Below are 13,110 nucleotides of genomic sequence, written 5' to 3'. Positions count from 1 at the left end.
ACCCGGGCCGCCGTCCGCGACTCGGATCACGGCGTACGGCGGCCCGCGCACGGACCGGCCCAGGTCAGGCCGCCCGGCACCCTCCTGGCCGGCGGCCCCGACCACCTCAGGGGCGGGTCATCCGCAGGACGTCGAGGGCCTCGTCGAGCTGTTCGAGCGTGAGGTCGCCGCGCTCCACGTAGCCCGACTCCAGGACGACCTCCCTGATCGTCCGGCGTTCCGCGAGGGACTTCTTCGCCACCTTCGCCGCCTCCTCGTACCCGATGTACTTGTTGAGCGGCGTCACCACGGACGGGGACGACTCGGCGTACTCGCGGGCCCGCTCCACGTTCGCGGTGATCCCGTCGACGGTGCGGTCCGCCAGCAGCCGCGACGCGTTGGCCAGCAGCCGCACCGACTCGAGCAGGTTCCTCGCCATCACCGGCAGCATCACGTTCAGCTCGAAGTTGCCCGCGGCGCCCGCCGTGGCGACCGTCACGTCGTTGCCCGTCACCTGGGCCGCGACCATCAGGACCGCCTCGGGGACCACCGGGTTGACCTTGCCCGGCATGATCGACGAGCCCGGCTGGAGGTCCGGCAGATTGATCTCCGCGAGGCCCGTGCGCGGCCCGGACGCCATCCAGCGCAGATCGTTCGCGATCTTCGTGAGCGAGACCGCGATCGTGCGCAGCTGGCCGGACGTCTCGACGAGCCCGTCCCGCGCGCCCTGCGCCTCGAAGTGGTCGCGGGCCTCGGTGAGCGGCAGCCCGGTGGCGCGGGCGACCTCCGCGATGACGGCGGCGGAGAACCCGGGCGGCGTGTTGATGCCGGTGCCGACCGCCGTACCGCCCAGGGGCAGTTCGGCCAGGCGCGGCAGCGAGGCGCGCAGCCGCTCGATCCCGTACCGGATCTGCGCCGCGTACCCGCCGAACTCCTGGCCCAGCGTCACCGGAGTGGCATCCATCAGATGGGTGCGCCCCGACTTGACGACGTTCGCGAATTCGGCTGATTTCCGCCCCAGGGCCGTGGCCAGATGTTCCAGGGCCGGGATGAGGTCTCCGGCCACCGCGGCGGTCGCCGCGATGTGGATGGACGACGGGAACACGTCGTTGGACGACTGGGACGCGTTGACGTGGTCGTTGGGGTGGACGTCCCGGCCGAGCCGCTCGCTCGCCAGGGTGGCCAGCACCTCGTTGGTGTTCATGTTGGAGGACGTGCCGGAGCCGGTCTGGAAGACGTCGACCGGGAAGTGCGCGTCCCAGCGGCCCTCGGCGACCTCGGCCGCGGCCTCCTGGATCGCCCCGGCGACGTCCGCGTCCAGGACGCCCAGCTCGGCGTTCACCTGGGCGGCCGCCGCCTTGATGCGGGCCAGGGCCTCGATGTGGGCCCGCTCCAGGCGCTGCCCGGAGATGGGGAAGTTCTCCACGGCCCGCTGGGTCTGCGCCCGCCACTTGGCGTGCGCGGGGACCCTGACCTCCCCCATCGAGTCGTGCTCGATCCGGTACTCGCCTGTGTCGGTCATCGTCCCAACCTCCTTGGAAAGTTGAGCACTTGTCTTGTTCGATCTATTCCCAAGTGCCTTACCGGCCAGTAAAAACCGTGGGTAACCCCACTTCCAGGAGGCGCAATGGCGCGCACCAGACTGACACTCAGATGTACGGTCGCGGCGACCGCCGCGCTCGCGGCCGCGCTCGGCGGACTGACCGCCGCCCCGGCGGCCACGGCCGCCGACACCACCCGGACCACCACCTCCGTACCGCTGCCGGCCGAGCTCGAACGGATCCGCGCCGCCGAGGCGACCGCCCTGTACGGCAGCCCCGCCGAGCGCCCGCTCGACCAGCGGAAGACCGCGCTCGTCTCCCTCGGCGACAGCGAGATTTCCGGCGAGGGCGTGGGCACCTACGAGCCCGGCACCGACGGCCCCGACAACTGGTGCCACCGCTCACCCGACGCGGCGATCCACCGCACCGGCATATCCGCCGACGTCACGTACAACGCCTCCTGCTCCGGCGGCGCCACCGGCAACATCCGCATCGGCGGCAGCCCGCAGTACGCTGACGAGCTGGTCCAGAGCGACAGCCTCGCCGTCAAGGCCCGCAACACCCGCGTCAAGATGGTGCTCCTCGTCGTCGGCGCCAACGACGACCTGCAGTTCGGCCCCGTAATGACCGACTGCGTCACCCGCTACGTCCTGCTCCAGGGCCCGTGCGAGCCGAAGTACGCCCCCGGCTGGCAGGCCCGCGTCGACGGCCTCGTCCCCAAGGTCGAGCAGACCGTCCGCGACCTGCGCACCGTCATGCGCGACGCCGGGTACGGCGAAGGCGACTACAAGCTCGTCGTGATGAGCTACCCGAGCCCCATCGGCCCCGACTTCCACGACAACCCGAACTTCCCCGGCAAGCTGGCCTGCGGCGGGCTCGGCTACGACTCCGACACCGTCTGGGGCCGCAACACCGCCGTCCCCGCCTTCGAACGCGGCATCCGCCGCGCGGCCGCGAACACCGGCGCCCACTACCTCGACAACTCCCGCCTCTTCCACGGCCACGAAGTCTGCATGGACGAGACCTGGGCACGCGGGCTGTACGTCGACGTGTCGAAGTTCCCCTGGGACGAGAACTCCGTCCGCCAGTCGTTCCACCCCAACAAGGCCGGCCACGCCGCGTTCGCGTCCTGCCTGACCCAGCTGTACGACTCCGGCCTGCGCGAGGCCGGCTGCGTCGACCCCGCGTCGACCGGCAGGGCGGTGCTGGTGCCGGGGGCCTGGAACGACAAGTTCACGCCACTGCGGCACGAGGCCACGGGCGCCTGCGTGGACGTCTCCGGCGCGGTCACCCGCAACGGCACAGCCGTGCTCGGCTGGGACTGCCACGGCGGCCGCAACCAGGAGTGGTGGTACGACGCCGAGCGCCGGTCGCTGCACACCGCGCTGACGCACGACCGCTGCCTCGACGTCCCCTCGGCCCGCTACGAGTCCGGCGCGTCGCTCATCGTCTGGAACTGCTCGGGCGCCGCCAACCAGAAGTTCGTCCGCCAGGCGGGCACCCTGCGCCCGGCCTCCGCGACGAACCTGTGCGTGACGCTGGCGGCCGTCAAGGACCCGCTGCGGCTCCAGCCCTGCGACGGCTCGGCGAAGCAGCGCTTCGCGTAAAGGCGAACGCCGCCCCCTCGCACGAGGGGGCGGCGTTCCCGTACGCGTCTCAGGCGAGGCCGGGACCGCGCACCGGGATCGACGTGAAGGTCGGCGCGGGCGCCGGGTCCTTGAAGAAGTCGTTGCCCTTGTCGTCCACCACGATGAACGCCGGGAAGTCCTCGACCTCGATCTTCCAGACGGCCTCCATGCCGAGCTCCTCGTACTCGACGACCTCGACCTTCTTGATGCAGTCCTGCGCCAGCCGGGCCGCCGGGCCGCCGATCGAGCCCAGGTAGAAGCCGCCGTGCGTCCCGCACGCGTCCGTCACCTGCTGCGAGCGGTTGCCCTTGGCCAGCATGACCTTCGAGCCGCCGGCGGCCTGGAACTGCTCCACGTACGAGTCCATGCGGCCGGCCGTCGTCGGGCCGAACGAACCGGAGGCGTACCCCTCGGGCGTCTTGGCCGGGCCCGCGTAGTAGACCGGGTGGTCCTTCAGGTACTGCGGCATCTCCTCGCCCGCGTCCAGCCGCTCCTTGATCTTGGCGTGCGCGATGTCGCGCGCCACGACCAGCGGGCCGGTCAGCGACAGCCGCGTCTTGACCGGGTACTTGGTCAGCTCGGCGAGGATGTCGTCCATCGGCTGGTTCAGGTCGATCTTGACGACGTCGCCGTCCTGCTCCAGGTGCTCGTCCGTCGTGTCGGGCAGGAACCGCGCCGGGTCGGTCTCCAGCTGCTCCAGGAAGACGCCCTCGGCGGTGATCCTGGCGACGGCCTGGCGGTCGGCGGAGCAGGACACGGCGATGGCGACCGGGCAGGACGCGCCGTGCCGCGGCAGGCGGACGACCCGCACGTCGTGGCAGAAGTACTTGCCGCCGAACTGCGCGCCGATGCCGATCTTCTGCGTCAGCTCGAAGACCTTCTCCTCCAGCTCCTTGTCACGGAAGCCGTGGCCGAGGATCGAGCCCTCCTCCGGCAGCTCGTCCAGGTAGTGCGCCGAGGCGTACTTGGCGGTCTTCAGCGCGTACTCGGCGGACGTGCCGCCCACGACGATCGCCAGGTGGTACGGCGGGCACGCGGCCGTGCCCAGCGAGCGGATCTTCTCCTCCAGGAACTTCATCATGGAGGCCTCGTTCAGGACCGCCTTCGTCTCCTGGTACAGGAACGACTTGTTGGCGGAGCCGCCGCCCTTGGCCATGAACAGGAACTTGTACTGGCCGCCGTCGGTCGCGTACAGCTCGATCTGCGCCGGGAGGTTGGAGCCGGTGTTCTTCTCCTCCCACATGGTGAGCGGAGCCATCTGCGAGTAGCGCAGGTTGAGCCTGGTGTACGCGTCGTAGATGCCGCGCGACAGGGCCTCCTCGTCACGGCCCTCGGTCAGCACGTTCTGGCCGCGCTTGCCCATGACGATCGCGGTGCCGGTGTCCTGGCACATCGGCAGCACGCCGGCGGCGGCGATGTTCGCGTTCTTCAGCAGGTCCAGCGCCACGAACTTGTCGTTCGACGACGCCTCGGGGTCGTCGATGATCTTCCGCAGCTGCGCCAGGTGCGCGGGCCGCAGGTAGTGCTGGATGTCGTGGATGGCCTCTTCGGCGAGCCTCCGCAGCGCCTCCGGCTCGACCTTGAGGAACGTACGGCCGTCGGCCTCGAAGGTGGACACGCCTTCGGAGGTCACCAGGCGGTAGGGCGTGGTGTCCTGTCCCAGCGGGAGCAGATCGGAGTACGCAAACTCTGGCATGACGGCCATTCCTCACTCGGCAGACAGCGGCGCGGCCTCCATTGGCGACGCGCCCACAAGCGTAGAGCGCGATGTCGCGTCCGGACTTGTGAGGTAAGGCTCAGTGGCCCCGCCCCCTTGGCCGGAGCGGCGAACCGCGATACACCCCTGGTCGCGATCTATCGCGTTTCGCTACGCTGAGGCCGTGGACCTCGAGAAGACGCCCCAGCCCGAGCCCCGCCGGGAACCCGAGCGGCGGTCCGCCGCCGACCAGCCGCCCGGCGGCGCCATCCGGGCCTCCGACGCCGACCGCGACCGCTTCGCGCACATCCTCGGCGACGCCCTCGCCGAGGGGCGGCTCGACGCCGAGGAGCACGCCGAGCGCATCGACGCCGTGTACCGCGCCAAGACCGTCGGCGAACTCGAACCCCTCGTACGGGACCTCCCCGCCGGCGCCCGCCCGGCCGCCGCCGCACAGCCCCACGCCGGCCTGCCGGACGCCCTCCCCGACGGCCCCGCCGAGAGCCTGGTCGCCGTCTTCTCCAGCAGCACGCGCAGGGGGCGCCGGCGCGTCGGCCCGAGGACGAACGCGTTCGCCCTCTTCGGCAGCGTCGAGATCGACCTCACCGAGGCGACCTTCACCCAGCGCCTGACCGTCATCAACGCGACGTCCGTCTTCGGCAGCGTCGAGGTCCGCGTCCCCGAGAACGTCTCGCTGCGCGGCAACGGCACCGGCGTCTTCGGCAGCTTCGAGGTCGACGCCCTGGAGGCCGCCGAGCCGGAGGCCCCGGTCGTGGTCGTCAACGGCTACGCGGTGTTCGGGAGCGTCGAGGCCCGCCCGAAGCGCGGCGCGTGGATCGCCGACCTGCTGCACGGCAAGCTCCGCAAGCACCTCGGACACTGAGCCTCCGGGGCCGGGCACCGCCCCGGCCGCCGCCCGACCGTCGAATTTCGGCCGACCGTCTTGCCCCCTTGGAAGCCCGTGCCACGCAGTGCATAGGCGTGCGCACAGCGGGTAGGGCTTGCTGCATCGTCTCTCTCGCGTAAGCCGTCGTCAGGAGTAGACCGTGCTGCAACTGCCGCATCAGCCCCTCCAGGTCGCCGCCGTTCCCGCCCCGCGCGTCGCCCCGCGCGAGGACGAGGCCGGGCCCTGGCACACGGAGGCGGTGTGCCGCCGCGACGAAGCGGGACTCTTCTTCGCGCCGTCGAAGGAGCCGACGGCCGCCCGGCTGGCCCGCGAGGAGGCCGCGAAGCGCGTCTGCGCCCGCTGCCCGGTCATGGTCGAGTGCCGCGAGCACGCCCTGCTCCAGCCCGAGCCGTACGGGGTGTGGGGCGGCCTGACGGCGGCCGAGCGGCGCGTGGTGCTCGCCCGCCGCCGGCGCCGCGAGATGGAGCTGAAGAAGGCCGCGTCGGCCGGCCAGCAGATCGCCGCCGCCGGCTGACCCCGCCGACGGCGACCGCGGAACGGGACCGGCGGGCCGGCGGCACGGCCCGTACGGGAAGGGGCGCTCCCACCGCACATGGGAGCGCCCCTTTTCGTTCCGTTCTCCTGCCGTTCTCGCGCCCGTTCGTCCCCGCCGGACCGTCGCACACCGGCCCGGCGGACTCGACCCCTCTCGGGGCTGCCCCGGTCCCTGTCTACTTCGCGCGGTCGAAGTCGATCTGGCTGTAGGCGCGCAGCTTCGACAGCCGGTGCGTCGAGTCGATCTGCCGGATCGTGCCCGACTTCGAGCGCATGACCAGCGAGGAGGTCGTCGCGGTCTCCGAGCGGTAGCGGACACCGCGCAGCAGCTCGCCGTCCGTGATGCCGGTCGCGACGAAGAAGACGTTGTCGCCGCGGACCAGGTCGTCCGTGGACAGCACACGGTTCAGATCGTGGCCCGCGTCGAGGGCGCGCTGCCGCTCCGCCTCGTCCTTCGGCCAGAGCTTGCCCTGGATGACACCGCCGAGGCACTTGATCGCGCAGGCGCTGATGATGCCCTCCGGCGTACCGCCGATGCCCATCAGCATGTCCACGCCCGTGCCCTCGCGGACGGCCATGATCGAACCGGCGACGTCGCCGTCCGAGATGAACTTGATCCGGGCGCCGGTCTCCCGGATCTCCTTGACGATGCCCTCGTGGCGGGGGCGGTCCAGGATGACGACCGTGACGTCCTCGGGCGCGGAGTTCTTCGCCTTGGCGACCCGGCGGATGTTGACCGACACCGGCGCGTCGATGTCGACGAAGTCGGCCGCCTCCGGGCCCGTGACCAGCTTGTCCATGTAGAACACCGCGGACGGGTCGAACATGGCGCCTCGGTCGGCGGCCGCCAGCACGGCGATCGCGTTGGGCATGCCCTTGGCGGTGAGCGTCGTCCCGTCGATGGGGTCGACGGCGATGTCGCACTCGGCGCCGGTCCCGTCACCGATGCGCTCGCCGTTGAACAGCATCGGCGCCTCGTCCTTCTCGCCCTCGCCGATGACGACGACGCCGTTCATCGAGACGGTGGAGACGAGCGTGCGCATGGCACGTACGGCGGCGCCGTCGGCGCCGTTCTTGTCGCCGCGGCCGACCCAGCGGCCCGCCGCCATCGCGGCGGCCTCGGTGACCCGGACCAGTTCCAGGGCGAGGTTGCGGTCGGGGGCCTCGGGGGAGACCTCGAGCTCGGACGGCAAGTGATGCTCGGTCATCGGAGCGCACCTTTCTGTACGGCGACGGCCGGTGATGTAGAGGGTGCTGCGACTCTATCGGTACGTCGACAAATTGAGCAGAGGGGCCCACGTATGAGCAGCATGCCCTGATGCGACCATAGGGGGCGTGGCAGGTATGCGAGGCAAGCAGACAGTGCGCGGGATGTTCCAGTCGATGACGGTCATCTGTGCCGCGGCGGCGGTGATCTACCTCTTCGTCCCGCACGACGACAAGGCGGACCCGATCCGGACCGTCGACTACACCGTGGAGCTGGTCACCGCGCAGCGCGCCGCACCCTACCCGGTGCTCGCCCCCGAGGGGCTCGCCAAGGACTGGCGGGCGACATCGGTCACGTACAAGCGCCACGAGGCCAACGCCTGGCACCTCGGTTTCCTGACGCCGGAGCGCGAGTACGTGGCGGTCGAGCAGTCGACGGCCCCGGCGGAGAAGTACATCACCGAGGTCAGCCACGACGCCGAGAACACGGGGAAGACGCAGCAGGTGGCGGGCCGCGCCTGGCAGCGCTGGGAGGGTCCGAAGTACGACGCGCTGGTGCTGCGCGAGAAGGGCGTGACCACCGTGGTCACCGGCACGGCGTCGTTCGCCCGCCTGGGAGAGATGGCGGCGGCGCTCCAGTCGAAGAAGGCGTGACGCCGAGGCGCGCACGTGAAAAAGGCGGCCCCGCGCACCAGGGGGGATGGTGCACGGGGCCGCCGGCTTTCCAGGTCCTGCGGAGCCGCGAGCGTCAGACGGTCGTGACGACCTCGTCGTACTCAAGGCGCGGGCTGCGCGGACTGTGCTTTTCCGGGGGCGACCCCCGGACCCCCGGCAGGGCGGGGGCGGAGCGTCAGACGGTGGTGACGACCTCGTCGTACTCAAGCCGCGGGCTGCGCGGGAACCACGCGTCCTCCGCCGGCTTGCCGATGTTGACGATCATCAGCGGGCTGTGGTCGTCGTCCAGGAACTCCTTCTGGACGGCGGCGAAGTCGAAGCCCGTCATCGGGCCGGCGGCCAAACCGGCGGCGCGGACGCCGACGATGAAGTACGCGGCCTGGAGCGCGGCGTTCACACCGGCGGCGGCCTCGCGGACCGGGCGCTCGCTGAAGAACATGTCCTTGGCCTGCGGGAAGTGCGGGAGCAGCTTCGGCAGCTCCTCGTGGAACTCGTTGTCCGCCGCCAGGATCGCGACCAGCGGGGCGCTCGCGGTCTTGGCCTGGTTGCCCTCGGCCATCAGCGGCACCAGGCGCTCGCGGGCCTCGGCCGAGCGGACGAGGACGATGCGCAGCGGCGTCTGGTTGAACGCGGTCGGGCCGAACTTGACCAGGTCGTAGATCGCCTGGACCTGCTCCTCGGTCACCGGCTCGTCGGTGAACGCGTTCGCGGTGCGGGCCTCGCGGAACAGGAGGTCCTGGGCGGCGGGGTCAAGGGCGAGGGACATACGGGAACAACCTTCCGGGGCGGAGGGGATCAAGCGATGTACCCACCGTACGCGGAGATTGGTGAATATTCAACTAAATTGGGGGTGTGGGGTACACCACGACAGCCCCGGACCCCGGGTCCCGCCGCTAAACCTGCTGGTCAGCCTCGTCCTCGGACTCCGCGAGGGCCGCGTCCAGCCGGGCCCGCGCGCCCTCCAGCCAGTGCCGGCACACCTTCGCCAGCTCCTCGCCCCGCTCCCACAGGGCCAGCGACTCCTCCAGCGTCGTACCGCCCGCCTCCAGACGGCGGACGACCTCGATCAGCTCGTCGCGCGCCTGCTCGTACCCGAGCGCCGTCCCGGTCTCCGTGCCCGTCCCCGTCATCGCCGTCGTCGCTGTCGTCGCCGCGTCGGTCGTGTTGGCTGCCATGTCCTCCACCCTACGGTCGGGGACCGACAACGGAGCCGTCCACGCGGCGCACCGTGAACTCCCCCTCCGCCACCCTGGCCCTCAGCTCCTCGTCCTCCACCACGTCCCGCGGCGACCGCACCACCGCACCGTCCGCCCGCTGGAGCACCGCGTACCCGCGCTCCAGCGTCGCCGCCGGCGACAGGGCCACCACGCGCGCGTGCGTATGGGCCAGCTCCGAGTCCGCCCGGTCCAGCAGGTGCCCCAGCACCCGGCGGCCGCGCGCCAGCAGGGCGTCCACCTGGGCCTCCCGCTCCTCGACCATGCGCTGCGGGTGCTCCATCAGCGGCCGGTGCAGCGCATGCGCCAGCCCCCGCTCCTCGCGGTCCAGCAGGCCCCGTACGCAGCGCAACGCCCGCTCGCGCAAGCCGCGCACCCGCTCCAGCTCCTCGCCGACGTCCGGCACGACCTTCTTCGCGGCGTCCGTCGGCGTCGCCGCCCGCAGGTCCGCCACCAGGTCCAGCAGCGGCGAGTCCGGCTCGTGCCCGATCGCCGACACCACCGGCGTACGGCACGCGGCCACCGCCCGGACCAGCTGCTCGTCCGAGAACGGCAGCAGGTCCTCCACGCTGCCGCCGCCGCGCGCCACGATGATCACGTCCACGTCGGCCAGCTCGTCCAGCTCCTTCACGGCCTGGACCACCTGCGGCACCGCGTGCACGCCCTGCACCGCCACGTTCCGCACCTCGAAGCGGACCGCCGGCCACCGGCGCCTGGCGACCTCCAGGACGTCCCGCTCGGCCGCCGACGCCCGACCGCACACCAGCCCGATCAGCTGCGGCAGGAACGGCAGCGCCCTCTTGCGGTCCGCCGCGAACAGCCCCTCCGCCGTCAGCGACCGCTTCAGCTGCTCCAGCCGCGCCAGCAGCTCGCCGATCCCGACCGGCTTTATCTCCGCCGCGCGCAGCGACAGCTGCCCGCGCGGCGCGTACCACTCCGGCTTCGCGTGCACCACGACCCGGGCGCCCTCCGACACGACGTCCGCCACCGCGTCGAACACCTGCCGGTAGCACGTCACGCTCACCGAGATGTCGTACGACGGGTCGCGCAGCGTCATGAACACGACCCCGGCCCCGGGCCGCCGCGACAGCTGGGTGATCTGACCCTCCACCCAGACGGCACCGAGCCGGTCGATCCACCCCCCGATGAGCCGCGACACCTCACCGACGGGCAGGGGCGATTCCGCAGAGGTAGAGAGAGCCATACGAGCGAGCGTACGCGCCGGCACCGACAAGACCGCCGCTTCCGGCGAAGCACCGCTCAGGCGGCGCCGGACAGCCGGGCGGCACCGTACGCCCTCACCCCGGCCCACGCCCGCGCCGCGCCCGCTGCACCGTCAGCACCACCAGCCCCACGGCCAGCCACACCACGCCCACCGCCCGGGCCGAGCCCGCCGCCGAGACGATCACCGCGACCAGCACCGCCGCACCCGCCACCGGCACCACCACGTGCCGCAGCCACCGGGGCTCGCCCCCGCCCCGCCGTACCGCGAACCACCCCACCACGCTCGCGTGCAGCAGGACGAACGCCGTGAGCGCCCCGATGTCCACCACCGACACCAGGTGGTCCATCCCGTCCGCCCGCCGCGCCGCCCACACCGCCGCCACCAGCGTCACCCCCGCCGCCACCAGCAGCGCCACCCTCGGTACCCCCGCCTCCGCGCGGGCCAGTACGCGCGGCAGCCGCCGGTCCCGGGCCATCGCGAACAGCAGCCGCCCGGCCGCCGCCTGCCCCGCCAGCGCCGCGAACGCCGCGCCGACCGCCTTGCTCACCGCCACCAGATCGTGCAGCCAGCCGCCCACCGACACGTCCACCGCGTCGTAGAACGCCGACCCCTGCCGGGCCGGCTCGGCCGCCAGCTCCGCCGACGACACCGGCTGAAGCAGCGCGACCAGGTACGTCTGCGCCACGAACAGCACACCCGCGAGCGCCAGACAGAACAGCACCGCCCGCGCCACCCGTACCGAGCCCCCGGTCACCTCCTCCGCGAACGCCGCGATCGCGTCGAACCCCAGGTACGACAGCACCGCCACCGACACCGCCCCCAGCACCGCTGCCGCCGAGAACGTGCCGTCCCCCGTCAACGGCGACAGCCAGCCGCGCTGCGCCCCGTCCCGTACGAGCACCACCACCGCCGACACCACGAACACCAGCAGCACCACGATCTCCAGTGCCAGCACCGCGAACCCCACCCGGGCCGCCGCCCGCACCCCCCACAGGTTCAGCAGCGTCGTCACCCCCACGGCCAGCGCCGTCCACACCCACCGGCCCACGGACGGCACCAGCGCCTCAAGGGCGATCCCCGCAAACAGGTACGCCACCGCCGGGATCAGCAGATAGTCGAGCATCGCCATCCACCCGGCCACGAACCCCGGCCCCTCCCCGAGCCCCTTCCGCGCGTACGCGAAGACCGAGCCCGCCTGGGGGACCACCCGCACCATCTGGGCGTAGCTGAACGCGGTGAACGCCATCGCCACCGTCGCCGCCACGTACACGAGCGCCACCGCCCCGTGCGACCTGGCGTCCAGCGCGCCGAACACGCCGACGGGCGCCATCGGGGCGATGAACAGCAGCCCGTACACGACGAGATCACGGAAACCGAGGGCGCGCCGCAACTCGCCGCCGCCCTGCTGGGCCGCCTGTTCCCGCGCGGGCAGGGTGCCGGTCATGGGCACAGTCTCAGCCGCGTGGGGGATCATCCGCCTGTTCTGCGCCCCCTTACGATGGGGGGCATGACTCCTACGCCTCCTGCCCGCCGGGTCCTCCTCGCCGCTCCCCGCGGTTACTGCGCGGGCGTGGACCGTGCCGTGATCGCCGTGGAGAAGGCGCTGGAGCAGTACGGCGCGCCGATCTACGTCCGGCACGAGATCGTCCACAACAAGTACGTCGTCCAGACCCTGGAGAAGAAGGGCGCGATCTTCGTCGAGGAGACGGCGGAGGTCCCCGAGGGGTCCATCGTCATGTTCTCCGCGCACGGCGTGGCCCCGATCGTCCACGAGGAGGCCGCCGAGCGGAAGCTCGCGACGATCGACGCGACGTGCCCGCTCGTGACGAAGGTCCACAAGGAGGCCGTGCGCTTCGCCAAGGAGGACTACGACATCCTCCTCATCGGCCACGAGGGCCACGAGGAGGTCATCGGCACGTCCGGCGAGGCACCCGACCACATCCAGCTGGTCGACGGCCCCGGCGACGTCGAGAAGGTCGAGGTCCGCGACCCGTCCAAGGTCGTCTGGCTCTCCCAGACCACCCTCTCCGTCGACGAGACGATGGAGACCGTGGACGCGCTGAAGGAGAAGTTCCCGCAGCTCGTCTCCCCGCCGAGCGACGACATCTGCTACGCCACGCAGAACCGCCAGCTCGCGGTGAAGCAGATGGGCGCCGAGGCCGACCTCGTCATCGTCGTCGGCTCCCGCAACTCGTCCAACTCCAAGCGGCTCGTCGAGGTCGCCAAGCTGGCGGGCGCCCGCGACGCGTACCTGGTGGACTTCGCCGAGGAGATCGACGAGGCGTGGCTGGAGGGCGTCGCGACCGTCGGCGTCACGTCCGGCGCGTCCGTCCCCGAGGTCCTGGTCGAGGGCGTGCTCGAGTGGCTCGCGCAGCGCGGCTTCGAGGACGTCGAGATCGTGAAGGCCGCCGAGGAGTCGATCACCTTCTCGCTGCCGAAGGAGCTGCGCCGCGACCTGCGCGCCGAGGCCGCGTCCCTGACCGAGCGGTAAGCCGGTGACGGCCG

Annotated in this window: 12 protein-coding genes; 5 read left to right on the top strand and 7 right to left on the bottom strand. The window is 71.8% G+C overall.

Going from position 1 to position 13,110, the window contains the following annotated elements:
- Nucleotides 1-106: 106 nt before the first annotated feature.
- On the bottom strand, nt 107-1,501 hold the full coding sequence (locus ABEB09_RS10980) for a class II fumarate hydratase (protein WP_345689573.1): 1,395 nt from the start codon (nt 1,499-1,501) through the stop codon (nt 107-109).
- A gap of 105 nt (nt 1,502-1,606) precedes the next feature.
- Between ABEB09_RS10980 and ABEB09_RS10975 the strand changes: the two genes are divergently transcribed.
- Nucleotides 1,607-3,127: a ricin-type beta-trefoil lectin domain protein gene (locus ABEB09_RS10975; protein WP_345689571.1), complete on the top strand. Its 1,521-nt coding sequence runs from the start codon at nt 1,607-1,609 to the stop codon at nt 3,125-3,127.
- 49 nt (nt 3,128-3,176) lie between these two features.
- Here ABEB09_RS10975 and ABEB09_RS10970 read toward each other — a convergent pair whose 3' ends face one another.
- Nucleotides 3,177-4,853, bottom strand: a complete 1,677-nt coding sequence (locus ABEB09_RS10970) for a fumarate hydratase (protein WP_345689569.1) — start codon at nt 4,851-4,853, stop codon at nt 3,177-3,179.
- 175 nt (nt 4,854-5,028) lie between these two features.
- Between ABEB09_RS10970 and ABEB09_RS10965 the strand changes: the two genes are divergently transcribed.
- Complete coding sequence (locus tag ABEB09_RS10965; RefSeq protein ID WP_345689567.1) at nt 5,029-5,727, top strand: DUF1707 SHOCT-like domain-containing protein; 699 nt, start codon at nt 5,029-5,031, stop codon at nt 5,725-5,727.
- A 163-nt stretch (nt 5,728-5,890) separates the two neighbouring features.
- A complete protein-coding gene (locus ABEB09_RS10960) occupies nt 5,891-6,265 on the top strand; it encodes a WhiB family transcriptional regulator (protein WP_345689565.1) in 375 nt (124 codons plus the stop codon).
- A 196-nt stretch (nt 6,266-6,461) separates the two neighbouring features.
- Here the strand turns inward: ABEB09_RS10960 and glpX are convergent, their stop codons facing one another.
- Entirely contained in the window at nt 6,462-7,493 is a 1,032-nt protein-coding gene (gene glpX, locus ABEB09_RS10955) for a class II fructose-bisphosphatase (protein WP_345689563.1), read from the bottom strand.
- Between the two features lie 136 nt (nt 7,494-7,629).
- Between glpX and ABEB09_RS10950 the strand changes: the two genes are divergently transcribed.
- Complete coding sequence (locus tag ABEB09_RS10950) at nt 7,630-8,145, top strand: DUF4245 domain-containing protein (RefSeq protein WP_345693904.1); 516 nt, start codon at nt 7,630-7,632, stop codon at nt 8,143-8,145.
- A gap of 196 nt (nt 8,146-8,341) precedes the next feature.
- Here the strand turns inward: ABEB09_RS10950 and ABEB09_RS10945 are convergent, their stop codons facing one another.
- From ABEB09_RS10945 to ABEB09_RS10930, 4 genes are all read right to left on the bottom strand, one after another.
- A complete protein-coding gene (locus tag ABEB09_RS10945; RefSeq protein ID WP_345689561.1) occupies nt 8,342-8,932 on the bottom strand; it encodes a malonic semialdehyde reductase in 591 nt (196 codons plus the stop codon).
- Between the two features lie 127 nt (nt 8,933-9,059).
- The gene (locus ABEB09_RS10940) at nt 9,060-9,296 is read right to left on the bottom strand and encodes an exodeoxyribonuclease VII small subunit (RefSeq protein WP_345693903.1); all 237 of its coding nucleotides are present in this window, start codon (nt 9,294-9,296) and stop codon (nt 9,060-9,062) included.
- 55 nt (nt 9,297-9,351) lie between these two features.
- The gene (xseA, locus tag ABEB09_RS10935; RefSeq protein ID WP_345689559.1) at nt 9,352-10,584 is read right to left on the bottom strand and encodes an exodeoxyribonuclease VII large subunit; all 1,233 of its coding nucleotides are present in this window, start codon (nt 10,582-10,584) and stop codon (nt 9,352-9,354) included.
- Between the two features lie 94 nt (nt 10,585-10,678).
- Nucleotides 10,679-12,049, bottom strand: a complete 1,371-nt coding sequence (locus tag ABEB09_RS10930; RefSeq protein WP_345689557.1) for an APC family permease — start codon at nt 12,047-12,049, stop codon at nt 10,679-10,681.
- Nucleotides 12,050-12,112: 63 nt separating this feature from the next.
- Between ABEB09_RS10930 and ABEB09_RS10925 the strand changes: the two genes are divergently transcribed.
- Entirely contained in the window at nt 12,113-13,096 is a 984-nt protein-coding gene (locus ABEB09_RS10925; RefSeq protein ID WP_345689555.1) for a 4-hydroxy-3-methylbut-2-enyl diphosphate reductase, read from the top strand.
- Nucleotides 13,097-13,110 lie beyond the last annotated feature (14 nt).

The organism is Streptomyces coeruleoprunus, assembly GCF_039542925.1.
Taxonomy (GTDB): domain Bacteria; phylum Actinomycetota; class Actinomycetes; order Streptomycetales; family Streptomycetaceae; genus Streptomyces; species Streptomyces coeruleoprunus.
This window is presented reverse-complemented; position numbering and strand designations above follow the sequence as displayed.